A 26582-nucleotide genomic window follows, 5' to 3' on the forward strand; every position below is an offset into this window, starting at 1 on the left:
CACCCCGCCGTAACCGAGGGTGTCCACATCGAGGAAGGGATAGGGGTAGCGCTTGCGAGCATCAGGTTGCTCTGTCCTCGAAGGAGTGGATGGCCCGGGCGAGCTCCGCGGGGTGCGTCAGCTGGAGGTGGTGGCCCGCATCGGGGATGACCGTCACGGTGACGTCCGGGAGCGTGCGCACCGCCGAGGTGAGCGGATCCCGGCCTCCCACGATGATGTGCACGGGGCCCGGATGGCGCGCCAGCTTGGCCAGCAGGTCGTCGCGCCAGGCCTGGCCGCGGGTGGCGGCGAGCAGGCGGCCGACCTCGGCGGCGACGCGGCGCAGGTCGTCGGCGCTCGACCGCAGGGCCTGGGCGTGCGAAGCGTCCCCGGTGAGCCGACGTGCCAGCGTCTCGGGACCGACGTGGCGCAGAATCCAGCGGGCGAAGGGCACGCGTCCACCTCGCGGCTGCAGGAAGAACGGTGACACGAGCGTAAGGACCTGGTCGGTCGCGGCCTCCACGGCGGCGGCCGCGCCGATCGAGTGGCCCACCAGATGCCGGGCGCCGAGCGCGGCCACCCACGCGGTCCAGTCCTCACGGCCTCCCCCGCTCATTCCGAGCCCGGGAAGGTCCACGGCGCGAGCCCGGCCCAGCGACTCGACGACGGGCGCCCAGGTGTCGGCGTTCACCGGCAGCCCCGGCAGCACCACGGTGGGCGCGTCGGGCGAGCCGAGCTCAAAGGTCCTGACACCGGCCACGGTGGTGAACCTTCGCTCGCCTTGCGGGGCGTCCCCGAAGCGGCGCGCCGCCAGCTGATCCGCCCATCGGAGGATCGCCCCGGTGACCTCCGGCATCGCCAGCCCATGGCGTGCGGCGAAGGCGTCGGCGCTCTCCGTGGGATAGCGGTCGCCGGACAGGAAGGAAAGAGTCTCAGGATCGGCTCTGGTGACCCACCGGGGCAGCCGCCTGATGACGGACACAGGAACGCGCAGGCGCGGAACCCTCACCTGGTAGTGCTTCGCGACGAGCGCGAGCAGGTCCGGCAGCGCGGGCGTGGCGTCGTCGAGCACCCAGTACGCGGCCCGCTCGGTCGACGCGTCGAGGGGAAGGAAGGTCATGAAGCGCGCGAGGTGGTCGGCCGAGACCACGGGAACGAACGTGCTCGCATTCCCCGGCACCGCGGCCAGCGTGCCCCGCCAGACCTCCTTCACCGTGGCCGCCAGCCCCAGCTGCTGGTCGGGCCGGTCCTCGATCACGCTCGCCGGATTGACGATGGTCCACGGGATGTCGAACCCCTGGAGCACCGCGTCGGCCTCCACCTTGGACGCCTCGTAAGGTCCCAGGCCCCGGTCGGCGCCGGGATCCTTGCCTCCCACCCGATACCCGGACACGTGCACCAGCCGCCGCAGCCGGGGCAGCCGCCCGGCGAACGAGGCGATGGCGCGCACGCTGTCGACGTTCGCCCGGCGGGCCTCCTCCATCGACATCCCGAACCGGTAGGCGCCCGCACAGTTGTAGATCTCGGTGACGTCGTCCACGTCCCCCTCGATCAGGTACGGCGAGCCGAAGTCGACCCGGAGGTCGGCCGGAGCCGGATCCCCGAGCCACCGGGCGAGCCGCCGGTAGGACTCGGAGCTCCGGTTGGCCGTGCTCACCCGCACACCGGCCTGCCGGAGCGCGAGGACCAGGTGCCGCCCGATCAAGCCGCTGGCTCCGAAGACCAGCGCATGCCTGCTCATCATGAAGCGAAATAATAGACCGGTCTACCTATTTTCGCCAGACGCTGGGGGCGTAAGTCCCACAAATCGGTCTTGACATCTCCCCGTCTCGCCCCCAGGCTGTTGCGTATAGCGCTAAACGTTTCTCTTTACGAAACCGGGGTGTGAGGATGATCCCAGCGTGCCCACTGGCGTCACTCCCTCGAGGCGAAGCCCTTCGCGTCGAGGCCGACCCGCCGATCGCGGTGTTCCACACCGAGGACGGCGAGATCTTCGCCATCGATGACACCTGTACCCACCAGGACGCGTCGCTCGCCGACGGCTGGCTGGAAGGGTGCGAGATCGAGTGCCCGCTGCACGCCTCGCGTTTCGATCTGCGCACCGGCAAGGTGGACGCGCCGCCGGCCAAGCGTCCCGTGCGCACGCACGAGGTGGTGGTCGACGACGGCGTCATCTACGTCAAGCAGTCCGAGGCGCCACCCAACCTGCCGCCGGGCGTCACCGTCAAGGGGCAGGCGTGAACACGATCTGCGTCGTCGGCGCCTCCCTGGCCGGGCTGCTGACCGCCAGGGCGCTGCGCGCCCAGGGATACCAGGGCAGGCTGGTGCTGGTCGGCGACGAGCACCACCGCCCCTACGACCGCCCGCCGCTGTCGAAGGACTTCCTGCGCGGCGACCTGGCCGAGGCCGACCTGGCCCTGGAGGGCGAGGGCGAGGAGCTGGACGCGGAGTGGCGGCTCGGTGTGGCCGCCGTCGCCTTGGATCCCAAGGAGCGCCGCGTCGAGCTGAGCGACGGCACCTCGGTGCAGGCCGACGGCATCGTCATCGCCACCGGCGCCACCGCCCGCAGGCTTCCCTGCGCCGGCCGGCTGGCCGGCGTCCACACGCTGCGCACGCTCGACGACGCCCGCGCCCTGCGCGCCGACCTGGAGCCGGGCAGGCGACTGGTGGTGATCGGCGGCGGCTTCGTCGGCGCCGAGGTCGCCGCCACCGCCTGCGACCTCGGCCTGGACGTGACGCTGGTCGAATCCGGCCCCGCGCCGCTGGCCCGCGTCGTCGGCGTGCCGATGGCCGAGGCGCTGGCCGCGCTGCACGTGCAGCGCGGCGTGCGGCTGCTGTCCGGCTCGGTCGTGTCCGACCTCACCGGCGACGACCGGGTGGACGGGGTACGGCTGGCCGACGGCACCCAGCTGCCCGCGGACGTCGTGGTCGTCGGGATCGGCGCCGTGCCCACGATCGACTGGCTCCAGGGCAGCGGCCTCGAACTGGGCGACGGCGTGCTGTGCGACGAAGCGGGCGGCACCTCGGTCCCCGGCATCGTGGCCGTGGGCGACTGCGCCGCCTGGCTCGACCCCGACCAGGGCAGGCACCGCAGGATCGAGCACTGGACGGGAGCCCGGCAGCGGGCCTCGGTGGCGGCGGCCACGCTGCTGTCCGGCGGCACGGCCCGCACGGAGGCACGGCGGCCCAGCTACATCTGGTCCGACCAGTTCGATGTGAAGATCCAGTTCATCGGGCACGCCGCGGACGCGGATACGGTCAGTGTGGAGGAGGGCGATCCGGCCGGGCACAGCTTCCTCGCGGTCTACCGGCAGGGCGACCGCCCGGTCGCGGTCCTCGGGGTCAATCAGGTACGGCTGTTCACCCGCTGGCGGCGGCAGCTCGAGACGGCGCCGGTTCAGGTCGGCTGAGACAGGAGTGAATCATGGCTCATGAAGTACGTGGGGTCGTCGCGACCGGCAAGGGTAAGCCGGTCAGCCTGGAGACCATCCTGGTGCCGGACCCGGGACCCGGCGAGGCGCTGGTCCAGGTGCAGGCCTGCGGGGTCTGTCATACGGACCTGCACTACCGGGAGGGCGGCATCAGCGACGACTTCCCGTTCCTGCTCGGCCACGAGGCGGCCGGCGTGGTGGAGTCCGTCGGCGACGGCGTCACCGACGTCGCGCCCGGCGACTTCGTGATCCTGAACTGGCGGGCCGTGTGCGGCTCGTGCCGGGCGTGCCTGCGCGGCCGCCCGCAGTACTGCTTCGCCACGCACAACGCCACCCAGAAGATGACGCTGGCCGACGGCACGCCGCTCAGCCCCGCGCTGGGCATCGGCGCGTTCGCCGAGAAGACGCTGGTGGCCGCCGGCCAGTGCACGAAGGTCGACCCGGCCGCCTCCCCTGCCGCGGCGGGCCTGCTCGGCTGCGGTGTGATGGCCGGTCTTGGCGCCGCGGTGAACACCGGCGGGGTCAGCAGGGGCGACTCGGTGGCGGTCATCGGCTGCGGCGGCGTCGGCAACGCGGCCATCGCGGGCGCGCGGCTGGTCGGCGCGACCACGATCATCGCGGTCGACGTGGACGACAGGAAGCTGGAGTGGGCCCGCGGCCTGGGCGCGACCCACACGGTCAACGCCAAGGACGGCGACCCTGTCGAGGCGATCAGGGAGCTGACCGGCGGCCACGGTGCCGACGTCGTGATCGACGCGGTCGGCCGGCCGGAGACCTACAAGCAGGCCTTCTACGCCCGCGACCTGGCGGGGACCGTGGTCCTCGTCGGCGTGCCCACGCCGGAGATGACGCTCGAGCTGCCGCTGCTCGACGTGTTCGGCCGCGGCGGCGCGCTGAAGTCCAGCTGGTACGGCGACTGCCTGCCGAACCGCGACTTCCCCATGCTGATCTCCCTCTACCTGCAGGGACGGTTCGACCTCGACGCGTTCGTCAGCGAGACCATCGGGCTGGACGACGTCGAGGACGCCTTCGCCAAGATGCACCGCGGCGAGGTGCTGCGGTCGGTGGTGGTGCTGTGATGCGCGTCGAGCACCTGGTCACCTCGGGCACGTTCAGCCTGGACGGCGGGACGTGGGAGGTCGACAACAACGTGTGGCTGGTGGGCGACGACCAGGAGGTCCTGGTCATCGACGCCGCCCACGACGCGGCCGCCATCGCGCGGGCCGTCGGCGATCGCCGGGTGACCGCGATCGTGTGCACGCACGCGCACGACGACCACGTCAACGCCGCTCCCGAGCTGTCCGAGCTCACCGGCGCGCCCGTGCTGCTGCATCCCGACGACGAGGTGCTGTGGAAGCTGGCCCACCAGACGGCCACGCCCGGCGGGCAGCTGGCCAACGGGCAGCTCCTGCGGGTGGGCGGCTCCGCCGTACACGTGCTGCACACGCCGGGGCACGCGCCGGGCGCGGTGTGCCTGTACGTGCCGGAGCTCGGCGTGCTGTTCTCCGGGGACACGCTGTTCAACGGCGGCCCCGGCGCGACGGGCAGGTCGTACAGCGACTTCCCGACGATCATCTCATCGATCAGCCGGACGCTGCTGACGCTGCCCGGCGAGACCGTGGTGCACACCGGACACGGTGAGGACACCAGCATCGGAGCCGAGGCTCCACAGCTCGAGGACTGGATCCGCCGAGGGCACTGACCCGGCCCGTTTCAGAGGAGTACTGCCCGTGACCACCACCACCGCGTCAAGCGTGATCCCGACCCTCCCCGGTCGCTACTACGTGGACCCCGAGATCTTCGCCGCGGAGCAGAAGAACATCTTCGAGTCGATGTGGTTCTGCGTGGTGCGCTCGGCCGACCTGCCCAAGCCGGGCTCGTTCAAGACCGTCCAGGTCGGCTCCGAGAGCATCCTCATCACCAGGGCGCGCGACCAGTCGGTGCGCGCGTTCTTCAACGTGTGCCGCCACCGCGGCGCGACATTGCGCACGGAGGAGTCGGGCGAGGTGAAGCGGGCCTTCCAGTGCCCGTACCACGCCTGGACCTACGACCTTGACGGCAAGCTGGTCGCCGCTCCCAACCTGACCAAGATGGCCGACCTGGACCGGGTGGAGTACGGCCTGGTGAAGGTGCACGTGCGCGAGTGGCTCGGCTACGTGTGGGTGTGCCTGGCCGACGAACCGCCCTCCTTCGAGGAGGACGTGCTCGACGCGGTGACCGAGCGGCTCGGCTCGCTGGAGCTGATCGACAACTACGATGTGGCCAGCCTGGAGGTGGGCCGCAGGATCGTCTACGACGTGAAGGCGAACTGGAAGCTCATCATCGAGAACTTCATGGAGTGCTACCACTGCGCCACGATCCACCCTGAGCTGACCGAGGTGCTGCCGGAGTTCGCCGACGGCTACGCGGCCCAGTACTTCGTGGGCCACGGCGCCGAGTTCGGCGACGAGATCCAGGGCTTCACCGTCGACGGCTCCGAAGGGCTCGACCGCATCCCCGGCGTGAGCGAGGACCAGGACCGCCGCTACTACGCGATCACCATCAAGCCGCAGGTGTTCATCAACCTGGTGCCCGACCACGTGATCGTGCACCGGATGTTCCCGCTGGCGGTGGACCGCACGGTGGTCGAGTGCGACTGGCTCTACCTGCCCGACGTCGTGGCGAGCGGCAAGGACCTGGACAAGTCGGTGGAGCTGTTCCACCGGGTCAACGAGCAGGACTTCGAGGCGTGCGAGCGGTGCCAGCCGCAGATGGGCTCGCGCACGTACGCCAAGGGCGGCGTGCTGGTGCCCAGCGAGCACCACATCGGCGCCTTCCACGAGTGGGTCCAGGACCGCGTCGGGTGAGCGGCGGCGACGACGAAGAGGGGCTGAGGGTCGGCCCGCCCAAGGACTGGGCGGGCGGCCTGCCCGCGGTGGGCCACGCGATGCGCATCGCCTACCGGCAGATGGGGGCCGGCCGTACCGCGCTGACGCTGCTGCGCGTCAACCAGAAGAACGGCTTCGACTGCCCGGGCTGCGCCTGGCCGGAGGGCGAGCACCGCAGCCCGGCCGAGTTCTGCGAGAACGGCGCCAAGGCGGTGGCCGAGGAGGCCACCACCCGGCGCGTCACCCGAGAGTTCTTCGCCGCCCATCCGGTGAGCGAGCTGGCCGGGATGAGCGACTACTGGCTGGGGCAGCAGGGCCGGCTGACCGAGCCGATGTACCTGCCGGCGGGCGCCGACCACTACGAGCCCATCGGCTGGGCGGAGGCGTTCGGCATCATCGCCGCCGAGCTGCGCGCCCTGGACAGCCCCGACGAGGCGGTGTTCTACACCTCGGGCCGCACCTCCAACGAGGCGGCCTTCGCCTACCAGCTGCTGGTGCGCCGGTTCGGCACCAACAACCTGCCCGACTGCTCCAACATGTGCCACGAGTCCAGCGGCGCCGCGCTCACCGAGACGGTCGGCATCGGCAAGGGCACCGTGTCGCTCGACGACCTGCACCAGGCCGACCTGATCTTCGTGGTGGGCCAGAACCCGGGCACCAACCATCCGCGCATGCTCTCGGCCCTGGAGAAGGCCAAGCGCGGCGGCGCCCGGATCGTCGCGGTCAATCCGCTGCCCGAGGCCGGGCTGCTGCGGTTCAAGAACCCGCAGAAGCCCTCCGGGCTCGGGAAGGGCACCGGGCTGGCCGACCGGTTCCTGCAGATCCGGCTCAACGGCGACATGGCGCTGTTCCAGGCGCTTTCGCTGCTGCTGCTCGACACCGCCGACAAGGCGTTCATCGCCGAGCACACCAGCGGCTTCGATGACTGGAAGGCGCACCTGACCGGCCTGGACTGGGCGGACGTGCTGGAGGCGACCGGCCTGACCCGGCAGGAGCTGGAGGAGACGGCGCACGACGTCAGGACCGCGAAGTCCGTCGTCGTGTGCTGGGCCATGGGGCTCACGCAGCACCGCAACTCCGTGGCCACCATCCGCGAGGTGGTCAACTTCCAGCTGCTGCGCGGCAACGTGGGCCTGTGCCCGGTGCGCGGCCACTCCAACGTCCAGGGCGACCGGACCATGGGCATCTACGAGAAGCCCTCTCAGGCCTTCCTGGACGCGCTGGCGGCGGAGTTCGGCTTCGAGCCGCCCCGGCGCCACGGGCTGGACACCGTCGAGGCCATCCGGGCCATGCGCGACGGTGAGGCGAAGGTCTTCGTCGGCATGGGCGGCAACTTCGTCCGCGCCACCCCCGACAGCCACGTCACCGAGGCGGCGCTGCGCCGTACCAGGCTGACCGTGCAGGTCTCCACCAAGCTCAACCGCTCGCACGCGGTATGCGGCGAGCGGGCGCTCATCCTGCCCACGCTGGGCCGCACCGAGCGCGACCCGGCCGGGTTCGTCACCGTCGAGGATTCGATGGGGCTGGTGCACGCCTCGCGCGGCAGGCTCGCGCCCGCCTCGCAGGACCTGCTGTCGGAGGTGGCGATCGTCGCCAGGCTGGGCCGCGAGCTGTTCGGCGAGGAGCCGTGGGCTGAGTTCGAGCAGGACTACGCCACGATCCGCGACCGCATCGCGCGGGTGATCCCCGGCTTCGAGGACTTCAACGACCGTGCCGAGGCCGGCTTCGCGCTGCCCAACGCGCCCAGGGATGAGCGCCGCTTCCCCACCGCCACCGGCAGGGCCAACTTCACCGTCAACCGGCTGGAGGTGCTGCGGGTGCCGCCAGGGCGGCTGCTGCTGCAGACCGTGCGCAGCCACGACCAGTACAACACCACCATCTATGGCCTCGACGACCGCTACCGCGGCGTCAAGAACGGCCGCAGGGTGGTCTTCGTCCACCCCGACGACCTCGCGGAGCGCGATCTGGCCGACGGCGACCTGGTCGACCTGGTCAGCGAGTGGCCCGACGGCGAGCGCACCGCCGAGGGCTTCAGAGTCATCGCCTATCCGACCGCCCGCGGCTGCTGCGCCGCCTACTTCCCGGAGACCAACGTGCTGGTACCGCTCGACTCGGTGGCCGAGACCTCCAACACCCCGACCTCCAAGAGCGTCGTGGTACGGCTCAGCCCGCGTACCCGAGTCGACGGCTGATCTCGTCGGCTCCGCCCATCAGGACGGGAGCGAGCTCGTGCATGCGCTCGGCGGTGAAGCGGTAGGCAGGGCCGGAGACGCTCACCGCGGCGACGACGTCGCCGTGGTAGGAGCGGACGGGCGCCGCCATGGCGTTCAGCCCCTCTTCCAGCTCCTCGAGGCAGTAGCCGTATCCGTTCCGCTTGATCACGATCAGCTGCTGCTCCAGCTGGGCGACGGCGGTGACGGTGCGGGGCGTGAAGGACTCCAGCTGCCCGTCGGACAGCACCCGCTCGCGCTGGCGCTCGTCCAGATGGGCGAGCAGCACCTTCCCACTGGAGGTGGCGTGCAACGGCGTGATCTGGCCGACCCAGTTGTAGGCGGTGACCGCCGAAGGGCCGCGCACCTGGTCCAGGTTGACCACGTAGCTGGAGCGGAGCACGGCGATGTTGACCGTCTCGCCGATCTCCTCCGCCAGACGCTGGCAGACAGGGCGCCCCCGCTGGGTGACGTCGAGCTGCGTGTTGACCCCGCCGGCCAGGCGGATGATGCCGAAGCCGAGCCGGTACTTGCCGCGCTCCTCAGCCTGCTCGACCAGACCGCGCGCCTCGAGCGCGCCGAGCAGCCGGAACGCGGTCGACTTGTGCACGTCGATCTCCGCGGCGACCTCGCTGACTCCTGCCTCGCCCCGCCGGGAGAGGATCTCCAGCACGCTGATCGCCCGATCGACGGACTGCACGCCCCCACTGCCCGAATCGTTGCCCATAGCGAAACTGTAAGTGCTAGAGGGAACGAGGGCGAACATAACACTCAAAAGATCTCCTGTTGCGAGTAGTGAAACGCAATGCGTATAGCGCTACGATTTGGCGAAACGCGCGAGCGAGACGAGGCACCATGACGTCACATCAATACGACTTCGTCATCGTGGGAGGCGGCTCGGCCGGCAGCGCGCTGGCGAACCGGCTCTCCGCGGACCCTGCCACGCGGGTGCTCGTCCTGGAGGCGGGCCGGTCGGACTACCCGTGGGACGTGTTCATCCACATGCCCGCGGCCCTGCCGTTCCCGATCGGCAACCGCTTCTACGACTGGCGGTACGAGTCAGAGCCCGAGCCCCACATGCACGGCAGGCGGATCTATCACGCTCGCGGCAAGGTTCTCGGCGGCTCGAGCAGCATCAACGGCATGATCTTCCAGCGTGGCAACCCGCTTGACTACGAGCGGTGGGGGGCCGATCCCGGGATGAAGAACTGGGACTACGCCCACTGCCTGCCGTACTTCAAGCGGATGGAGAACTGCCTGGCCGATCCCGACACCCCGTGGCGGGGCCACGGCGGGCCGCTGGTGCTGGAGCGCGGGGCGGCCGGGACGCCGCTGTTCGACGCCTTCTTCGAGGGGGTGCAGCAGGCGGGCTATCCCCTGACCGACGACGTGAACGGTTACCGGCAGGAGGGCTTCGCCCGCTTCGACCGCAACATCCGGCGCGGGCGCCGGCTCAGCGCCGCCAGGGCGTACCTGCACCCGGCGATGAAGCGGCCCAACCTGACCGTCAAGACGCGCGCGCTGGTGACGAAGATCCTCTTCGAGGGGACCAAGGCCGTCGGCGTGGAGTTCGACGGCGGCCGGGTCCGGGCGGGCGAGGTCATCCTGTGCGGCGGCGCGATCAACTCGCCGCAGCTGCTGCAGCTGTCCGGGATCGGCAACGCCGGCGAGCTGAGCGCGCTCGGCGTCGACGTCGTGCACGACCTGCCTGGCGTGGGCGAGAACCTGCAGGACCACCTCGAGGTCTACATCCAGCACGGCTGCAGCAAGCCGGTCACGATGCAGCCGAACCTGCAGAAGTGGCGCCACCCCCTGATCGGCGCGCAGTGGTTGTTCCTGCGCAGCGGGCCTGGGGCCACCAACCACTTCGAGGCGGGCGGCTTCGTCCGCAGCAACGACGAGGTCGACTACCCGAACCTGATGTTCCACTTCCTGCCGCTGGCCGTGCGGTACGACGGCTCGGCGCCGGCGGGCGGGCACGGCTACCAGGTGCACGTCGGACCCATGTACTCCGACGCCCGCGGCTCGGTGAAGATCAAGAGCACGGATCCGCGGCAGCATCCCGCGCTGCGCTTCAACTACCTGTCCACCGAGCAGGACAAGCGCGAGTGGGTGGAGGCCATCCGGGTGGCCCGCAAGATCCTCGACTCGCCGGCGATGGCCGAGTTCAGTACGGGTGAGGTGTCGCCCGGGCCTTCCGTCGAGACCGACGAGGAGATCCTGAACTGGGTGGCCGAGGACGGCGAGACCGCCCTGCACCCCTCGTGCACGGCCAGGATGGGCGTGGACGAGATGTCGGTGCTCGACCCGGACACCATGCGGGTGCACGGCGTCGACGGGCTGCGCGTGGTGGACGCCTCTTCCATGCCGTACGTGACGAACGGCAACATCTACGCGCCGGTCATGATGCTGGCGGAGAAGGCGGCCGACCTCATCCTGGGCAACACGCCGCTGCCGCCGCAGACCACCGAGTTCTACCGGCACCGGGCCTGACAGAAGGGCGGCGGGGAAACCTCCCCGCCGCCCTCGAAGCCGCGAACCCAAAACCAAGAGATCGGTGTTTGGTCCCAAACACCGATCTCTTCGGGGTTTGATCCCCAACGTCGATTGTGGTCTTTCAAACCTGGACCCATGGGTGAACCCCGAACCCCGATCTCTCGGGGTTCGGGGTTCGGGGTCAGCGGAAGACGACGGTGCGGTTGCCGTTGAGCAGGACGCGCTGCTCGCTGTGCCACTTCACGGCCCTGGCAAGCACCTGCGCCTCCACATCCCGGCCCACCGCGACCAGGTCCTCGGGGTCGAGCTCGTGGTCCACCCTGGCCACGTCCTGCTCGATGATGGGCCCCTCGTCGAGGTCGGCCGTGACGTAGTGCGCGGTCGCCCCGATGAGCTTCACGCCACGCTCGTGCGCCTGGTGGTACGGCTTGGCGCCCTTGAAGCCCGGCAGGAAGGAGTGGTGGATGTTGATGGCCCTCCCCTCCAACTGCTTGCACAGGTCGTCGGAGAGGATCTGCATGTAGCGCGCCAGGACCACAAGGTCCGCGTCGTACTCCTCGACCAGCTCCAGGATCCTCGCCTCAGCCGCGTCCTTGGTGGCGGCCGTGACGGGCACGTGGTGGTACGGCACGCCGTACGAGACCGCGAGAGCCTCGAGGTCGGGATGGTTGGAGACGATCGCGGGGATCTCGATGTTGAGCGCGCCCACCTGGCGCCGGAACAGCAGGTCGTTCATGCAGTGGCCGAACTTGGACACCATGACCAGCGTGCGGGTGGGCGTGGCCGCGTCCTTCAGCTGCCAGTTCATCTGGAAGGACTCGGCGACGTAGGTGAAACCCTCGCGCAACCGCTCGATCTCGTCCTGCGCGGCGAAGTGCACGCGCATGAAGAACCCGCCGCCCTTGCGGTCGTTGAACTGCTGGCTCTGCAGCATGTTCCCGCTGTGCTGGACGAGGAAGCTACTGACCGCGTACACGATGCCCGGCTTGTCGGTGCAGGACACCGTGAGGATGAACTCACGGCCAGGGTCGGGACGTGGAGACATCGCACCCTCCCGGTGTTGCGTATGACGCAAAGATGAGATTTATACGCAACAGACTGAGGGCACAGGCCGACCACGTCAAGGGGCAAGAAGGTCAAACCTCATCACAACGTATGTATTTGTCTAGTGATTCCAGCAAACCCTTGACGAACGCTGCGAGACGAGTCAATCCTGTTCCTCATTGAGCAGCGCCTTGCGCGATACGCAACGATCAAAGGTGTGTCGATGACCGAGCTCTATATCGGAGGCGTGTGGGCCAGACCACTCGCCGGTGGTCAGCGCCGCATCCACTCGCCCGCCGACGGAAGCCTCGTGGCCACCGTGGCCGAAGGGACCGCGGCGGACACCGAGGCGGCGATCGCCGCGGCCAGGCACGCCTTCGACAGCGGCCCCTGGCCCGCGACGCCGGCCCGCGAACGCGGTGACCTGCTATTCAAGGTAGCCGACCTGCTGGAGCGCGACCGCCAGGCCTTCGCCCGCGCCGAGTCGGGCGACACCGGCAAGCGCCTGGTGGAGAGCGAGTACGACATCGACGACTGCGTGGCCAGCCTGCGCTACTTCGCCGGCGTCGCAGGGACCGACGCGGGCCGGGTCGTCGACACCGGCCGCGACGACGCGATCAGCCGCATCGTCCACGAGCCGATCGGCGTCTGCGGCCTCATCACGCCGTGGAACTACCCCCTGCTCCAGACCACGTGGAAGGTCGCCCCGGCGCTCGCCGCGGGCAACACCTTCGTGCTCAAGCCGAGCGAGCTGACCCCCAGCACCGCCATCCTGCTGATGCGCGCGCTGGCCGAGGCCGGCCTGCCGGACGGGGTGGCCAACCTCGTGCTCGGCACCGGCCCCGAGGTCGGCGCCCCGCTGGCCGAGCACCCGGACGTGGACATGGTGTCCTTCACCGGCGGCCTGGCCACCGGGCGGCGCGTCATGGCCGCCGCCGCGTCCACCGTGAAGCGGGTGGCGCTGGAGCTGGGCGGCAAGAACCCCAACATCGTCTTCGCCGACGCCGACTTCGACACGGCCGTCGACTTCGCGCTCACCGCGGTCTTCCTGCACTCCGGCCAGGTCTGCTCGGCCGGCGCGCGCCTGCTGGTGGAGGACTCCCTGCACGACGCGTTCGTCGAGGAGGTCGTACGGCGGGCCGAGCGGATCCGTCTGGGCGGCCCCTTCGACCCGCAGGCCGACACAGGCCCGCTCATCTCCGCCGCGCACCTGGCCAAGGTCGAGGAGTACGTGGCGGCGGGCCTGGCCGAGGGGGCCGTGCTGCGCTGCGGCGGCCGCCGCCTCGACGGGCCCGGAAACTTCTACCCGCCGACCGTCCTGGACGAGTGCAAGCAGGGCATGCGCGTGGTGCGCGAGGAGTCCTTCGGCCCCGTCCTGACGGTCGAGCGCTTCACCACCGAGGACGAGGCGATCCGCCTCGCCAACGACACCGAGTACGGCCTGGCCGGCGCGGTCTGGACCCAGGACGCCGGCAAGGCGCAGCGGGTCGCGGGCCGGCTGCGGCACGGCACGGTGTGGATCAACGACTACCACCCCTACGTGCCGCAGGCCGAGTGGGGTGGTTTCAAACAGTCCGGCAACGGCCGCGAGCTCGGCCCGACCGGACTGGACGAGTACCGCGAGATCAAGCATGTCTGGCAGAACATCCGCCCGCGCCCACAGCGGTGGTTCCCAGAGAACTGATCGCTCCGACGACGAAGAGGTGGTCATGACCGTCCCGTCACTGACCGAAAGCACGCCAGTGAACACCGAGGCACCCCCCATCCTCGACGTCCGAGGGCTGTGGAAGGTGTTCGGCCCCAAGGCCGACAGCGTGGTCGGCAGCACGCTCAGCCGCAAGGAGCTCAAGGAGCAGACCGGCTGCGTCGCCGCGGTCCGTGATGTCTCCTTCTCGGTACGGCGGGGCGAGGTGTTCGTCGTCATGGGCCTGTCGGGCTCGGGCAAGTCCACCCTGGTGCGCTGCCTGACCCGGCTGATCGAGCCCACGACGGGCGAGATCGTGCTCGACGGCGAGGACATCCGCACGGCCGACGCCCGCAAGCTCCGCGAGCTGCGCAGGCACCGGATGGCGATGGTCTTCCAGCACTTCGGCCTGCTGCCGCACCGATGCGTGCTGGACAACGTGGCCTTCGGACTGGAGATCCGGGGCGCAGGCAAGAAGGAGCGCTACGCCCGGGCCCGCGAGGTGCTCGGGCTGGTCGGGCTGACCGGCTTCGAGAACTCCTACCCCGACCAGCTGTCCGGCGGCATGCAGCAGCGTGTGGGTCTGGCCCGCGCGCTCGCGGCCGACCCCGAGGTGCTGCTGTTCGACGAGCCGTTCTCCGCCCTAGACCCGCTGATCAGGCGTGAGATGCAGAACGAGGTCATCCGCCTGCACCACGAGGTGGGCAAGACGATGATCTTCATCACCCACGACCTGAGCGAGGCGCTCAAGCTGGGCGACCGGATCCTCATCATGCGCGACGGCGAGCTGGTCCAGGTCGGCACGCCCGACCAGGTGGTGGGCGCGCCCGCCGACGAGTACGTGGCCAACTTCGTCAGCGACGTGCCGCGCTCGCACGTGCTGACGCTGTCGTGGATCATGCGCCCGCCGCAGGTCGACGAGCCGCTCGACGGGCCCGAGCTCGGGCCCGACGTGGTCATCCGCGACGCCGTGCACGCCGTGCTGTCGGCGGACCGTCCGGTGCGCGTGGTCAGGGACGGCGAGCTGCTCGGCGTGGTCACCAGCGCGGAGATCCTCGAAGTGATCGCCGGAGGGCAGGACTGATGGCAGCCGTCACGGCGGTCACCGCCAAGCTGCAGAAGCTGCCCGACCGAAGACTGTTGCTGGCCCTGGTCATCACGGTCTGGGTGGTGGGCTGGGCGGTGCTGGGCGGGCGCGACACCCAGCAGCTGGGCGGCGCCGAGCTGACCCCGCTGCACCGCGACCTCAACCAGGTCATGGACGTCATCGACGACAGCCGCGACAGCAACCCGTTCTTCCTCTACTTCATCAACTACATCCGGCTGTTCCTGAACGACGCGGTGACCTTCGTCCAGGCGCTGATCAGCCAGCCGTCCTTCGGCCGTCCCCTGCCGGTGCTGGGCTGGCTCGGCGTGGTGGCGATCGCCACTGCCGTCGCCTTCCTGTACGGCAACAAGAAGGTGGCGCTGCTGACGGCTGCCGGCTTCCTGTCCTTCGGGCTGCTCGGCCTGTGGCAGGAGAGCATGGACACGCTCGCTCTCACGCTGACGTCGGTCGCGCTGTCGCTGGCCGTGGGCATCCCGCTCGGGATCTGGGCGGGGCTGAGCGACCGCTTCCTGCGGCTGGTCACTCCGGTGCTGGACTTCATGCAGACGATGCCGACATTCGTCTACCTGGCGCCGCTGACGCTGTTCTTCCTCATCGGCCCCGCCAGCGCGACCGTGGCCACGATGATCTACGCCGTCCCGCCGGCCATCCGCATCACCTCGCACGGCATCCGGCAGGTCTCGTCGGAGACGATGGAGGCGGGCACCTCGCTCGGTGCCACGCCCGCGCAGGCGCTCAGGCACGTGCAGCTGCCGATGGCCAAGCAGACGATCATCGTGGGGGTCAACCAGACCATCATGGCCGCGCTGTCCATGGCCACCATCGCGGCGCTGATCGACGCGCCCGGCCTGGGCAAGACCGTGCTCAAGGCGCTGCAGACGCTGGACGTCGGTACCGCCTTCGCCGCCGGCCTGGCGATCGTGATCATGGCCGTGGTGCTCGACCGGGTGACCTCGGCCGCCAGCCGCCGGGTGGAGGCCGAGCGCCGCGCGGGCCGGACGCGTTCCACGCGGGGGCGCCGCATCGAGGTGACGGGCGTGCTCGGGCTCGCGGCCGTGCTGGCGTACCTGTCCTACACCTACGTCTGGGCCGCGGACTTCCCCATCGAGGCCAACATCGGCTCCTACGTGCGCAGCGCCGCGGACACCGCCAGCACCTGGGTGCAGGACAGCCTGGTGACCTACACCAACGCGCTCAAGAACGCGCTCACCAACGGGCTGCTCAACCCGTTCGAGACTCTGCTGACCGGCTCGCCCTGGTGGCTGGTCTGCCTGGTGATCGTCGCCGTGGCCCTGCTGGTGAGCAGCGCGCGCGCCGCGCTGGTCACCGCCCTCGGGCTGCTGGTGGTGCTGCTGCTCGGACTCTGGCAGGACAGCATGGTGACGCTGGCCTCCACGCTGGTCGCGACCATCCTGGTGATGGTGCTCGGGGTGATCCTCGGCGTGTGGATGGGCCGAAGTGACCGGGCCGACACCATGCTGCGTCCCGTGCTCGACGCGGGGCAGACCATGCCCGCCTTCGTGTACCTCGTGCCCATCCTCGGACTGTTCGGCCCGACGCGGTTCACCGCGATCATCGCCGCCGTGGTCTTCGCCGCGCCGGTGGCGATCAAGCTGGTGGCCGAGGGCATCAGGCGGGTCTCGCCCACCACGGTGGAGGCGGCGACCTCGGCCGGGGCGGGCACCTGGCAGCTGATCTCCAAGGTGCAGCTGCCGATGGCGCGCAGCGGCGTGACGCTGGCCGCGAGCCAGGGACTCATTTACGTGCTCTCGATGGTCGTCGTGGGCGGCCTGGTGGGCGCGGGGGCGCTCGGCTACGACGTGGTGGCCGGGTTCTCCCAGCACGAGCTCCGAGGGAAGGGGCTGGCCGCCGGGATCGCGATCGTCGTGCTCGGCATCGTGCTCGACCGTGTCATGCGCGCCGCTACGCAGCGGGCTGACGCCGCCGCCCACGGAGGGCTTCGGCACAAGTAATCGACAGGAAACTCAGGAGGACCAGGTGGCGTTTTCGAGAAGCGGCAGGATCAGGGCGCTCGCGCTCGTGACCGGCGGCGGCCTCCTGCTCAGCGCGTGCAGCGGAGCGAAGGTCGGCGAAAGCCAGCAGCCGGCCGCGGGAGGCGGCAAGGCGTGCGGCACGTTCAACCTCGCGGTCAACCCGTGGGTGGGCTACGAGGCCAACGCCGCGGTGATCGCGCAGGTCGCGCAGAAGAACCTCGGCTGCAAGGTGGTGAAGAAGGACCTGAAGGAGGAGGTGTCCTGGCAGGGCTTCGCGACCGGAGAGGTCGACGCGGTCGTGGAGAACTGGGCACACGACGACCTGAAGAAGAAGTACATCGACGACCAGAAGGTGGCCGTCTCGGCGGGTGCGACCGGCAACAAGGGCGTCATCGGCTGGTACGTGGCCCCGTGGATGGCCAAGAAGTACCCCGACATCACCGATTGGAAGAACCTCAACAAGTACGCCTCGCTGTTCAAGACCTCCGAGTCCGAAGGCAAGGGCCAGCTGCTCGACGGCGACCCGTCCTTCGTCACCAACGACGCGGCACTGGTCAAGAACCTCAATCTGAACTACAAGGTCGTCTACGCGGGCAGCGAGACCGCGCTCATCCAGGCCTTCCGGCAGTCGGAGAAGCAACAGACGCCGATCATCGGCTACTTCTACGAGCCGCAGTGGTTCATGTCCGAGGTGAAGCTGGTCAAGGTCAACCTGCCTGCGTACACCAAGGGGTGCGACGCGGACGCGGCCAAGGTGGCCTGCGACTACCCGCCGTACGAGCTGGACAAGATCGTGAGCAAGAAGTTCGCCGACTCGGGTAGCCCTGCCTACACGCTGGTCAAGAACTTCACCTGGACCAACGACGACCAGAACCTGGTGGCCAAGTACATCTCCGAGGACAAGATGACTGCTGACGAGGCGGCCGCCAAGTGGGTCGCCGCCAACCCCGACAAGGTCAAGGCCTGGCTCCCCTCGAGCTGACCTGCCCTGCGCCGCGCCCGGCCCGATCGTCCTGCCGCGATCGGGCCGGGCGCACGTGTGCTCAGCCACGGAAACATCCCATGAAAGCCGTACGCCGGATAAATCCTGCGCAAGCCGTACGGAATAAGACAGAACACCCCTTGACACCCGGAATGCGGCGGGCGACGCTTGTTGCGGTAAGCGCGTTTGGTTGCACATGTCGCAACAACGGAGGTGGCTATGACGGGCCCCAGCGTGGTCATCATCGGCGCGGGCGTGGTCGGCGCGGCCTTGGCCGACGAGCTGTCCGCCCGAGGCTGGACTGACGTAACTGTCGTCGACCAAGGAGACGTGCCCGCCACCGGCGGTTCCTCATCGCACGCTCCTGGCCTGGTGTTCCAGGTCAACGGGTCGAAGACGATGACCGAGATGGCCCGCTACACCGCGGAGAAGTTCGTCGAACTCGACAGCTTCCTGCAGGTCGGCGGGCTCGAGGTGGCCACCAGCCCGCAGCGGCTGGCCGAGATCCACCGCAGGCACGGCTGGGCGGTCGCGTGGGGCCTCGAGGCCCACCTGCTCACGCCGGAGGAGTGCGTCGCCAAGCACTCGCTGCTGGACGAGGCCAAGGTGCTCGGCGGGCTGTACGTCCCGACGGACGGGCTGGCCAAGGCGGTCAAGGCGGTCGACGCCCAGCTGGCCAGGGCCCAGGAGCGCGGCGTGCGGGTGCTGCCCAGGCACGAGGTGCTCGACATCAGGACCCAGGACGGCAGGGTGCGCGCGGTGGTGACCGACCACGGCGACATCCCCGCCGAGGTGGTCGTGTGCTGCGCCGGGATCTGGGGCCCACGGGTGGCCAGGATGGTCGGCATGGAGCTGCCGCTCACGCCGGTGGCCCACCAGCTCGCCTGGACCGGGCAGGTGCCGGGGCTGGCCGGCCAGACCGAGGAGGCGACCCGGCCGATCCTCCGCCACCAGGACGGCGACCTGTACTACCGCGAGCGCTACGACACGCTCGGCATCGGCTACTACGGCCACCGGCCGATGCCGATCAGCGCCGACGAGATCCTGTCGGTCGACGAGGCCGAGGTGATGCCGTCGGTGCTCACCTTCACCCCCGAGGACTTCGCCGAGGCCTGGGACGACACCCAGGCGCTGCTGCCCGACACGCAGAAGGCGGAGATCGAGTCCGGCATCAACGGGCTGTTCTCCTTCACCACCGACCACCAGCCGCTGATGGGCCAGTCTCCGGACGTCGAGGGCTTCTGGGTGGCCGAGGCGGTCTGGGTCACCCACTCCGCGGGCGTCGGCCGGGCGATGGCCGAGTGGCTGGTCGACGGCCACTGCTCCTCCTTCGACCTGCACGAGTGCGACGTCAACCGGTTCGAGCCGCACCAGCTGGCGCCCGACTACGTGCGCGACCGCGGCTGCCAGAACTACGTCGAGGTCTACGACATCCTCCACCCGCTGCAGCCGATGGAGCACCCGCGCCCGCTGCGGCTGAGCCCCTTCCACCCGCGCCAGCAGGACCTGGGCGCCATCTTCCTGGAGGCCTCGGGCTGGGAGCGCCCGCAGTGGTACGGCGCCAACGCGCCGCTGCTGAACGGGCGCGACATCCACACGCCCGGCCCGTGGGCCTCGCAGTACTGGTCGCCGATCGTCGGCGCCGAGGCACAGGCGACCCGCGAGACGGTCGCGCTGTACGACATGAGCGCGCTCAAGCGGCTGGAGATCAGCGGCCCCGGCGCGCTGGCGTTCCTGCAGCGGGTCACCACCGGCGACGTCTACAAGTCGGTCGGCTCGGTGACGTACTGCCTGCTGCTCGACACCGACGGCGGCATCCGCAGCGACGTCACCGTGGCCCGGATCGGCCCCGACCGCTTCCAGGTCGGCGCCAACGGCAACCTGGACCTGGACTGGCTCGAGCGGCACCGTCCCGACGACGTGTTCATCCGCGACATCACCGCGGGCACCTGCTGCCTGGGCGTGTGGGGCCCCAAGGCCCGCGACCTGGTCCAGCCGCTGACCGGCATCGACCTGACCGCGCTGAAGTACTTCCGCGGCGCCCGTGGCTACATCGGCAACGTGCCCGTCAACGTGCTGCGCCTGTCCTACGTCGGCGAGCTCGGCTGGGAGATCTACACCACCTCCGACATGGGCCTCAAGCTCTGGGACACGCTCTGGTCCGCGGGCCAGGAGTACGGCGTGCTGGCCGGCGGCCGTGGCGCCTTCACCAGCCTGCGCCTGGAGAAGGGTTACCGCTCCTTCGGCGTCGACATGACCTTCGAGCACGACCCCTACGAGGCCGGCCTCGGCTTCGCCGTCAAGCTGGACAAGGGCGACTTCATCGGCCGCCGAGCGCTGCTCGAGCGCAAGGAGTCGGTGAACAGGAAGCTCACCTGCCTGCTGACCGACGACGTGGTCATGGGCAAGGAGCCGGTCTACGACGGCGACCGGGTCGTCGGCTACGTCACCAGCGCCGCCTACGGCTACACCATCGGCCGCGGCATCGCCTACGCCTGGCTGCCCGCCTCGCTCTCGAGCCCGGGCCAGGCCCTGCACATCGGCTACTTCGACCAGCGCGTCCCGGCCGTCGTGGCGGAGGAGCCGCTCTTCGACCCGGCGATGACGCGGCTGCGCGGTTAGGAAAGGACCTCACATGATCGACACCCCGCTGGACGTGGTGGACCCCGAGGTCCACGCCCTGATCGGCGCCGAGCTGACCAGGCAGCGCTCGACGCTGGAGATGATCGCCTCGGAGAACTTCGCGCCCGCCGCCGTGATGGCGGCCCAGGGCTCGGTGCTCACCAACAAGTACGCCGAGGGGTACCCCGGCCGTCGCTACTACGGCGGCTGCGAGCACGTCGACGTGATCGAGCAGATCGCCATCGACCGGATCAAGGCGCTGTTCGGCGCCGAAGCGGCCAACGTGCAGCCGCACTCCGGCGCCCAGGCCAACGCCGCGGCGATGGCGGCGCTGCTCGAGCCCGGCGACACCATCCTCGGCCTCGACCTGGCCCACGGCGGCCACCTGACGCACGGGATGCGCATCAACTTCTCCGGCCGCCTGTACAACGTGGTCGCCTACCACGTGCGCGAGAGCGACAACCTGGTGGACATGGACGAGGTCGAGCGCCTGGCCCGTGAGCACCGCCCCAGGCTCATCATCGCCGGCTGGTCGGCCTACCCGCGGCACCTGGACTTCGCGGCCTTCCGCCGGATCGCCGACGAGGTGGGCGCCTACCTGATGGTGGACATGGCGCACTTCGCCGGCCTGGTGGCCGCCGGGCTGCACCCCTCCCCCGTGCCGCACGCGCACATCACGACCACGACCACGCACAAGACGCTCGGCGGCCCGCGCGGCGGAGTGATCCTGTCCACCGAGGAGCTCGCCAAGAAGATCAACTCCTCGGTCTTCCCTGGCCAGCAGGGCGGCCCGCTCGAGCACGTGATCGCGGCCAAGGCGGTCTCCTTCAAGATCGCCGCCGAGGAGCAGTTCAGGGAGCGGCAGCGCCGCACCCTGGAGGGCGCGCGCATCCTGGCCGACCGGCTGCTGGCGGCCGACGCGGCGGCCGCGGGCGTGAAGGTGCTGACCGGAGGCACCGACGTGCACCTGGTCCTGGTCGACCTGCGCGAGTCCGAGCTGGACGGCAAGCAGGCCGAGGACCGGCTGCACACGGCCGGGATCACGGTCAACCGCAACGCCGTGCCGTTCGACCCGCGACCGCCCATGGTCACCTCGGGCCTGCGGATCGGCACCCCGGCGCTGGCCACGCGCGGCTTCGAGGCGGCCGACTTCGCGGAGGTCTCCGACATCATCGCCACCGCGCTGACGCCGGACGCCGACCTGTCGTTCCTGCGCGACAGGGTCGAGGTCCTGGCCGGCAAGCACCCGCTGTACGGAGAGGCACGATGAGCCTGCCCGAGCACCCGAAGTGGTTGTGGAACGCCGCCGAACCCAAGCGCTCGTACGACGTGGTGATCGTCGGAGCCGGCGGGCACGGCCTGGCCACCGCCTACTACCTGGCCAAGAACCACGGCATCACCAACGTCGCGGTCCTGGAGCGGGGGTGGCTGGCCGGCGGGAACATGGCGCGCAACACCACGATCATCCGTTCCAACTACCTGTGGGACGAGAGCGCGGGCATCTACGAGCACGCGCTCAAGCTGTGGGAGGGCCTGGAGGAGGAGCTCGACTACGACGTGCTGTTCAGCCAGCGCGGCGTGCTCAACCTGGCGCACAGCCTGCAGGACGTGCGCGACAGCGTGCGGCGCGTCGAGGCCAACCGGCTCAACGGCGTGGACGCCGAGTGGCTGGACCCCGAGCAGGTCCGCGAGGTGTGCCCGATCGTCAACATCTCGCCCGACGTGCGCTACCCGGTGCTCGGCGCCACCTTCCAGCCCCGCGCGGGCATCGCCAAGCACGACCACGTCGCCTGGGGGTACGCGCGCGCCGCGGCCGCCCTCGGCGTGGACTTCATCGAGCACTGCGAGGTCACCGGGCTGCAGGTGACCGACGGCCGGGTCACGGGCGTGGAGACCAGCCAGGGCACGATCGCGGCCGGCCGGGTCGCGCTCTGCGCGGCAGGCCACAGCTCGGTCGTGGCCAAGACCGCCGGGATCGACCTGCCGCTGCAGAGCCACCCGCTCCAGGCACTGGTGTCCGAGCTGCTCGAGCCCGTGCACCCGACGGTCGTCATGTCCAACGCCGTGCACGTCTACGTCAGCCAGGCACACAAGGGCGAGCTGGTCATGGGCGCCGGCATCGACGCGGCCAACTCCTACCGGCAGCGTGGTGCCTTCCACATCATCGAGCGGCAGATGGCCGCCGCACTGGAGCTGTTCCCGATCTTCGCCCGCGCGCACGTGCTGCGCACCTGGGGCGGCGTGGTGGACGTCTCGCCCGACGCCTCGCCGATCGTCGGCCTGACCCCGGTCGAGAACCTCTATCTCAACTGTGGCTGGGGCACCGGCGGCTTCAAGGCGACGCCCGGCGTCGGCTGGTGCTTCGCGCACACGGTGGCCAACGACGAGCCGCACCCGCTCAACGCCCCTTTCTCCCTTGACCGATTCACCACCGGGGCGCTCGTGGACGAGCACGGCGCCGCCGCGGTGGCGCACTGAGGAGCCGCAGATGATGCAGATCCCATGCCCCTGGTGCGGCCCTCGCGACGAGGCCGAGTTCCACTACGGCGGGCAGGCCCACGTCGCCTACCCGGCCGATCCGGCCGCGCTGTCGGATGAGGAGTGGGCGCGCTACCTGTTCTTCCGCGACAACCCCAAGGGGCCCTTCGCCGAGCGGTGGAGCCACTCGGCGGGCTGCCGCCGCTGGTTCAACCTGGTCCGCGACACCGCCACCAACGAGATCCTGGAGGCCCGATGAGGCTGTCCACCGGCGGGCTGATCGACCGCGGCGTCACGCTGCGCTTCCGCTTCGACGGCCGCGAGCTGACCGGTCACCCCGGCGACACCCTGGCCTCCGCGCTGCTGGCCAACGGCGTACGGCAGGCCGCGACCAGCGTCAAGCTGGGCCGCCCGCGCGGCATCTTCGCCGCGGGCAGCGAGGAGCCCAACGCGGTCGTCCAGATCGAGGAGCCCTTCCCCGATCCGATGCAGCCGGCCACCACGGTCGAGCTGTTCGACGGGCTCGTGGCGAGCAGCCTGCCCGGCCGGGGCCGCCTGGCCACCGAGCCCGACCTGACCCGTAACGACGCCGTGCACGCCCACTGCGACGTGCTGGTGGTCGGCGCCGGCCCGGCCGGGCTGGCCGCCGCCAGGGCCGCGGCCAAGGACGGCGCCCGGGTGATCCTGGCCGACGAGCAGCCCGAGCCGGGCGGCAGCCTGCTGGGCACCACCGAGCGGCTGGCCACCGGGGACGTGCTGAACAGCCCTTCCTGGCTCAGCGGCCACGAGTGGGCGGCGACGGTGGCGGCCGACCTGGAGCGTCTGCCGGACGTCACGGTGCTCCGCCGTACCACGGTCTTCGGCTACTACGACGACAACTACCTGATGGCCGTCGAGCGCCGCACCAACCACCTGGGCGCGTCCGCCCCGGCGCACGTGGCCAGGGAGCGGATCTGGCGCATCCGGGCGGGCCGGGTCGTGCTGGCGACGGGCGCGCACGAGCGGCCGATCGCCTTCGCCGGCAACGACCTGCCCGGCGTGATGCTGGCCGGCGCCGCGCGCACCTACGCCGTCAGGTACGGCGTGCTGCCCGGACGCCGGGCCGTGGTCTTCACCACCAACGACAGCGCCTACCGGGCCGCCTTCGACCTGGCGGACGCGGGCCTGGAGGTGGCCGCGATCGTGGACGTGCGCCCCTCCTCCGAGCTGATGCCCGAAGCCCGGCGGCGCGGCATCGAGGTGCTGGCCGGGCACACGATCGAGGCCGCCAGGGGCGAGGGCGAGGTCTCCTCCGTCCTGGCCGGCGGGACCGAGATCGAGGCCGACCTGGTGCTGGTGTCCGGCGGGTGGAACCCGGTGGTGCACCTGTTCAGCCAGTCGGGCGGGAACCTGCGCTACGACGAGGACCTGGCCGCGCTGGTGCCCGGGGTCTCGCGGCAGAACGTCCGCGTGGCCGGGGCCGCCAGGGGTGTGTTCACGCTTGAGGGCTGCCTGGCCGACGGCGCCGGGGACGGCGAGCCGGTGCCCGCGGGGCCCGGCGGCCTGCCGTACTGGCTGGTGCCGGCCGACGACCTCGGCGGGCACTTCGTGGACCTGCAGCGGGACGTCACGGCGGCCGACGTGCTGCGCGCCACCGGCGCGGGGCTGCGCTCGGTGGAGCACGTCAAGCGGTACACCACCGCGGGGACCGCGCACGACCAGGGCAAGACCTCCGGGCTGCTGACCTCGGCCGTGGTGGCCCACGCGCTGGGCGTGCCGGTGGGCGAGGTCGGGATCACCTCCTACCGCGCGCCGTACACGCCGGTGAGCTTCGCGGCGCTGGCCGGGCGCGACCGCGGGGAGCTGCACGACCCCGTCAGGGTGACGGCGCTGCACGAGTGGCACGTCGAGCACGGGGCGCTGTTCGAGAACGTCGGGCAGTGGAAGCGGCCGTGGTACTACCCGCGCGCGGGCGAGGACGGCTTGGAGGACATCGAGGCGGCCGTGCTGCGCGAGTGCCGGGCCGCCCGCGAGGGCGTGGCGGCGATGGACGCCTCCACACTCGGCAAGATCGACGTGATCGGACCTGACGCGGGCGAGTTCCTCGACAGGATCTACACCAACCTGATGAGCTCGCTGGCCGTCGGATCGATCAGGTACGGCGTGATGTGCAGGCCCGACGGCATGGTCTTCGACGACGGCACCGTCATCCGCCTGGCCGATGACCACTTCCTGGTCACCACCACGACCGGCAACGCCGCCACGGTGCTGGACTGGATGGAGGAGTGGCTGCAGACCGAGTGGCCCTCGCTGCGCGTGCACTTCACCTCGGTGACCGAGCAGTGGGCGACGGTCGCGCTGGTCGGGCCGCGCTCGCGCGAGGTGCTCGCGTCGCTGGCGCCCGAGCTGGCGGTCTCGACCGCCGACTTCCCGTTCATGACCTGGCGCGATGCCGAGGTCGCCGGGATCCCGGCCCGGGTGTGCCGCATCAGCTTCTCCGGCGAGCTGGCCTACGAGATCAACGTGACCTCGTGGGACGGGCTCCGCCTGTGGACCGCGATCATGGACACCGGCCTGGTCACGCCGTACGGCACGGAGACCATGCACGTGCTGCGGGCCGAGAAGGGCTACCCGATCGTCGGCCAGGACACCGACGGCACCATCACGCCGCAGGATCTGGGCATGTCGTGGGTGGTGTCGAAGAAGAAGCCCGACTTCGTGGGCAAGCGGTCCTACGCCAGGGCCGACACCTCGCGTCCCGACCGCAAGCAGCTCGTCGGGCTGCTGCCGGACGACCACGGCTTCCTGCTGCCGGAGGGCACCCACCTGGTCGCCTCCTCCGAGCTGCCCGAGCCGCCGGTGCCCATGCTGGGCCACGTCACCTCCAGCTACCGCAGCGCGGCGCTCGGCCGCACCTTCGCGCTGGCCCTGCTCAAGGGCGGGCAGTCGCGGTACGGCGAGCGGCTCTACGCGCCCGTCGGTGATGCCATGGTGCCGGTGACCGTCACGTCACACGTCCTGTACGACCCGGAAGGAGCCCGTCGCGATGGTTGAGCGCAGGAGTCCGGCCTCGGCGTTCGCCGGCCGTTTCGAGGCGGCTTCGCAGGCCGGGGTGTTGACGCTGCGGGAGATCCCCTTCCTCACCCACGTCAACGTGCGGGTGGACGCCGGGGCGGATCTCGGTGTCCCGCTGCCGGTCGAGCCGAACACCGCGGTGACCTCTGACGATGTCACCGTGGCGTGGCTGGGGCCCGACGAGTGGCTGGTGATCGCCCCGCCTGAGTACCGTCCCGAGTTGCTGCGCAAGGCGCTCGGCGAGCGGCACGGCTCGATCGTGGACGTCTCGGCGCAGCGCACCACCCTGTTCGTGGGCGGGCCCAGGGCGCGCGACCTGCTCGCCCACGGCTGCGCGCTCGACCTGCATCCGCGCGTGTTCGGGCCGGGGCGGTGCGCGCAGACCATGCTGGCGCGGGCGCAGGTCGTACTCGTGCCGCGCGAGGACGGTTTCCTGGTGCTGGTGCGCTCGTCCTTCGCCGCCTACCTGGCGGAGTGGCTGCTGGACGCGGCGACGGAGTACGTGACATGAGCATCGGGGTCTTCGACCTGTTCAAGGTCGGAATCGGCCCGTCGAGCTCGCACACGGGCGGGCCGATGGCCGCCGCGCACAAGTTCGCCCGCGGGTTGCACGATGACGGCCTGCTCGACTCG

General features: G+C 70.4%; 21 protein-coding genes. 18 read left to right on the plus strand and 3 right to left on the minus strand.

Going from position 1 to position 26582, the window contains the following annotated elements; genetic code table 11:
• Positions 1 to 61 precede the first annotated feature (61 nt).
• Positions 62 to 1723 carry an alpha/beta fold hydrolase gene (locus ACIBHX_RS40000; RefSeq protein WP_397072679.1) on the minus strand — a complete coding sequence of 554 codons (1662 nt, stop codon included), beginning with the start codon at positions 1721 to 1723 and terminating at the stop codon, positions 62 to 64.
• 146 nt (positions 1724 to 1869) lie between these two features.
• On the opposite strand from ACIBHX_RS40000, the gene ACIBHX_RS40005 reads away from it, so the two are divergent.
• From ACIBHX_RS40005 to ACIBHX_RS40030, 6 genes are read left to right on the plus strand one after another with little or no spacing between them, the layout of a single operon-like run.
• On the plus strand, positions 1870 to 2220 hold the full coding sequence (locus tag ACIBHX_RS40005; protein ID WP_397072680.1) for a bifunctional 3-phenylpropionate/cinnamic acid dioxygenase ferredoxin subunit: 351 nt from the start codon (positions 1870 to 1872) through the stop codon (positions 2218 to 2220).
• Positions 2217 to 3389 carry an NAD(P)/FAD-dependent oxidoreductase gene (locus tag ACIBHX_RS40010; protein WP_397072681.1) on the plus strand — a complete coding sequence of 391 codons (1173 nt, stop codon included), beginning with the start codon at positions 2217 to 2219 and terminating at the stop codon, positions 3387 to 3389. The genes ACIBHX_RS40005 and ACIBHX_RS40010 overlap by 4 nt, the downstream gene beginning before the upstream one ends.
• 14 nt (positions 3390 to 3403) lie before the next feature.
• A complete protein-coding gene (locus ACIBHX_RS40015) occupies positions 3404 to 4489 on the plus strand; it encodes an S-(hydroxymethyl)mycothiol dehydrogenase (RefSeq protein WP_397072682.1) in 1086 nt (361 codons plus the stop codon).
• Complete coding sequence (locus ACIBHX_RS40020) at positions 4489 to 5112, plus strand: MBL fold metallo-hydrolase (protein ID WP_397072683.1); 624 nt, start codon at positions 4489 to 4491, stop codon at positions 5110 to 5112. Before ACIBHX_RS40015 ends, ACIBHX_RS40020 begins: the two co-directional genes overlap by 1 nt.
• A 28-nt stretch (positions 5113 to 5140) precedes the next feature.
• Positions 5141 to 6256 carry an aromatic ring-hydroxylating dioxygenase subunit alpha gene (locus tag ACIBHX_RS40025; protein WP_397072684.1) on the plus strand — a complete coding sequence of 372 codons (1116 nt, stop codon included), beginning with the start codon at positions 5141 to 5143 and terminating at the stop codon, positions 6254 to 6256.
• A complete protein-coding gene (locus tag ACIBHX_RS40030; RefSeq protein ID WP_397072685.1) occupies positions 6253 to 8469 on the plus strand; it encodes an FdhF/YdeP family oxidoreductase in 2217 nt (738 codons plus the stop codon). Before ACIBHX_RS40025 ends, ACIBHX_RS40030 begins: the two co-directional genes overlap by 4 nt.
• Here the strand turns inward: ACIBHX_RS40030 and ACIBHX_RS40035 are convergent.
• Positions 8441 to 9214, minus strand: coding sequence for an IclR family transcriptional regulator (locus ACIBHX_RS40035; protein WP_397072686.1), 774 nt, complete (start codon positions 9212 to 9214; stop codon positions 8441 to 8443). The genes ACIBHX_RS40030 and ACIBHX_RS40035 overlap by 29 nt on opposite strands.
• Before the next feature lie 128 nt (positions 9215 to 9342).
• On the opposite strand from ACIBHX_RS40035, the gene betA reads away from it, so the two are divergent.
• A complete protein-coding gene (gene betA, locus ACIBHX_RS40040) occupies positions 9343 to 10980 on the plus strand; it encodes a choline dehydrogenase (protein ID WP_397072687.1) in 1638 nt (545 codons plus the stop codon).
• 184 nt (positions 10981 to 11164) lie between these two features.
• On the opposite strand, the gene purU is transcribed toward betA, so the two are convergent.
• On the minus strand, positions 11165 to 12028 hold the full coding sequence (gene purU, locus ACIBHX_RS40045) for a formyltetrahydrofolate deformylase (protein WP_397072688.1): 864 nt from the start codon (positions 12026 to 12028) through the stop codon (positions 11165 to 11167).
• A gap of 222 nt (positions 12029 to 12250) precedes the next feature.
• On the opposite strand from purU, the gene ACIBHX_RS40050 reads away from it, so the two are divergent.
• The 11 genes from ACIBHX_RS40050 to ACIBHX_RS40100 form a co-directional block, all read left to right on the plus strand.
• Entirely contained in the window at positions 12251 to 13711 is a 1461-nt protein-coding gene (locus ACIBHX_RS40050; RefSeq protein ID WP_397072689.1) for an aldehyde dehydrogenase family protein, read from the plus strand.
• A gap of 25 nt (positions 13712 to 13736) precedes the next feature.
• The gene (locus ACIBHX_RS40055; RefSeq protein ID WP_397072690.1) at positions 13737 to 14795 is read left to right on the plus strand and encodes a glycine betaine/L-proline ABC transporter ATP-binding protein; all 1059 of its coding nucleotides are present in this window, start codon (positions 13737 to 13739) and stop codon (positions 14793 to 14795) included.
• Positions 14795 to 16792 (plus strand): ABC transporter permease, encoded by a 1998-nt coding sequence (locus ACIBHX_RS40060; protein WP_397072691.1) that lies wholly within the window; start codon positions 14795 to 14797, stop codon positions 16790 to 16792. The genes ACIBHX_RS40055 and ACIBHX_RS40060 overlap by 1 nt, the downstream gene beginning before the upstream one ends.
• Positions 16793 to 16817: 25 nt before the next feature.
• Complete coding sequence (locus ACIBHX_RS40065) at positions 16818 to 17795, plus strand: ABC transporter substrate-binding protein (RefSeq protein ID WP_397072692.1); 978 nt, start codon at positions 16818 to 16820, stop codon at positions 17793 to 17795.
• 219 nt (positions 17796 to 18014) lie between these two features.
• Entirely contained in the window at positions 18015 to 20417 is a 2403-nt protein-coding gene (locus ACIBHX_RS40070; protein ID WP_397072693.1) for an FAD-dependent oxidoreductase, read from the plus strand.
• A gap of 13 nt (positions 20418 to 20430) precedes the next feature.
• Complete coding sequence (glyA, locus tag ACIBHX_RS40075; RefSeq protein ID WP_397072694.1) at positions 20431 to 21687, plus strand: serine hydroxymethyltransferase; 1257 nt, start codon at positions 20431 to 20433, stop codon at positions 21685 to 21687.
• Complete coding sequence (locus ACIBHX_RS40080) at positions 21684 to 22895, plus strand: sarcosine oxidase subunit beta family protein (RefSeq protein ID WP_397072695.1); 1212 nt, start codon at positions 21684 to 21686, stop codon at positions 22893 to 22895. The genes glyA and ACIBHX_RS40080 overlap by 4 nt, the downstream gene beginning before the upstream one ends.
• A 10-nt stretch (positions 22896 to 22905) precedes the next feature.
• Positions 22906 to 23154, plus strand: coding sequence for a sarcosine oxidase subunit delta (locus ACIBHX_RS40085; RefSeq protein WP_397072696.1), 249 nt, complete (start codon positions 22906 to 22908; stop codon positions 23152 to 23154).
• On the plus strand, positions 23151 to 25928 hold the full coding sequence (locus ACIBHX_RS40090; protein WP_397072697.1) for a 2Fe-2S iron-sulfur cluster-binding protein: 2778 nt from the start codon (positions 23151 to 23153) through the stop codon (positions 25926 to 25928). Before ACIBHX_RS40085 ends, ACIBHX_RS40090 begins: the two co-directional genes overlap by 4 nt.
• Positions 25921 to 26460, plus strand: coding sequence for a sarcosine oxidase subunit gamma (locus tag ACIBHX_RS40095; protein WP_397072698.1), 540 nt, complete (start codon positions 25921 to 25923; stop codon positions 26458 to 26460). The genes ACIBHX_RS40090 and ACIBHX_RS40095 overlap by 8 nt, the downstream gene beginning before the upstream one ends.
• A partial coding sequence (locus tag ACIBHX_RS40100) for a serine dehydratase beta chain (protein WP_397072702.1) occupies positions 26457 to 26582 on the plus strand: 126 nt, incomplete at its 3' end. The genes ACIBHX_RS40095 and ACIBHX_RS40100, both read left to right, overlap by 4 nt.

This window comes from Nonomuraea sp. NPDC050536, assembly GCF_044457685.1.
Classification (GTDB): domain Bacteria; phylum Actinomycetota; class Actinomycetes; order Streptosporangiales; family Streptosporangiaceae; genus Nonomuraea.

What these genes read in the sequence shown, in the direction of transcription:
- ACIBHX_RS40020 (WP_397072683.1), top strand. Translation starts at nt 4,489, where the DNA reads ATGCGCGTCGAGCACCTGGTCACCTCGGGCACGTTCAGCCTGGACGGC.
- ACIBHX_RS40035 (WP_397072686.1), bottom strand. Translation starts at nt 9,214, where the DNA reads ATGGGCAACGATTCGGGCAGTGGGGGCGTGCAGTCCGTCGATCGGGCG.
- ACIBHX_RS40070 (WP_397072693.1), top strand. Translation starts at nt 18,015, where the DNA reads ATGACGGGCCCCAGCGTGGTCATCATCGGCGCGGGCGTGGTCGGCGCG.
- ACIBHX_RS40050 (WP_397072689.1), top strand. Translation starts at nt 12,251, where the DNA reads ATGACCGAGCTCTATATCGGAGGCGTGTGGGCCAGACCACTCGCCGGT.
- ACIBHX_RS40085 (WP_397072696.1), top strand. Translation starts at nt 22,906, where the DNA reads ATGATGCAGATCCCATGCCCCTGGTGCGGCCCTCGCGACGAGGCCGAG.
- ACIBHX_RS40090 (WP_397072697.1), top strand. Translation starts at nt 23,151, where the DNA reads ATGAGGCTGTCCACCGGCGGGCTGATCGACCGCGGCGTCACGCTGCGC.
- ACIBHX_RS40060 (WP_397072691.1), top strand. Translation starts at nt 14,795, where the DNA reads ATGGCAGCCGTCACGGCGGTCACCGCCAAGCTGCAGAAGCTGCCCGAC.
- betA (WP_397072687.1), top strand. Translation starts at nt 9,343, where the DNA reads ATGACGTCACATCAATACGACTTCGTCATCGTGGGAGGCGGCTCGGCC.
- ACIBHX_RS40080 (WP_397072695.1), top strand. Translation starts at nt 21,684, where the DNA reads ATGAGCCTGCCCGAGCACCCGAAGTGGTTGTGGAACGCCGCCGAACCC.
- ACIBHX_RS40095 (WP_397072698.1), top strand. Translation starts at nt 25,921, where the DNA reads ATGGTTGAGCGCAGGAGTCCGGCCTCGGCGTTCGCCGGCCGTTTCGAG.
- ACIBHX_RS40055 (WP_397072690.1), top strand. Translation starts at nt 13,737, where the DNA reads ATGACCGTCCCGTCACTGACCGAAAGCACGCCAGTGAACACCGAGGCA.
- purU (WP_397072688.1), bottom strand. Translation starts at nt 12,028, where the DNA reads ATGTCTCCACGTCCCGACCCTGGCCGTGAGTTCATCCTCACGGTGTCC.
- ACIBHX_RS40005 (WP_397072680.1), top strand. Translation starts at nt 1,870, where the DNA reads ATGATCCCAGCGTGCCCACTGGCGTCACTCCCTCGAGGCGAAGCCCTT.
- ACIBHX_RS40000 (WP_397072679.1), bottom strand. Translation starts at nt 1,723, where the DNA reads ATGATGAGCAGGCATGCGCTGGTCTTCGGAGCCAGCGGCTTGATCGGG.
- ACIBHX_RS40015 (WP_397072682.1), top strand. Translation starts at nt 3,404, where the DNA reads ATGGCTCATGAAGTACGTGGGGTCGTCGCGACCGGCAAGGGTAAGCCG.
- glyA (WP_397072694.1), top strand. Translation starts at nt 20,431, where the DNA reads ATGATCGACACCCCGCTGGACGTGGTGGACCCCGAGGTCCACGCCCTG.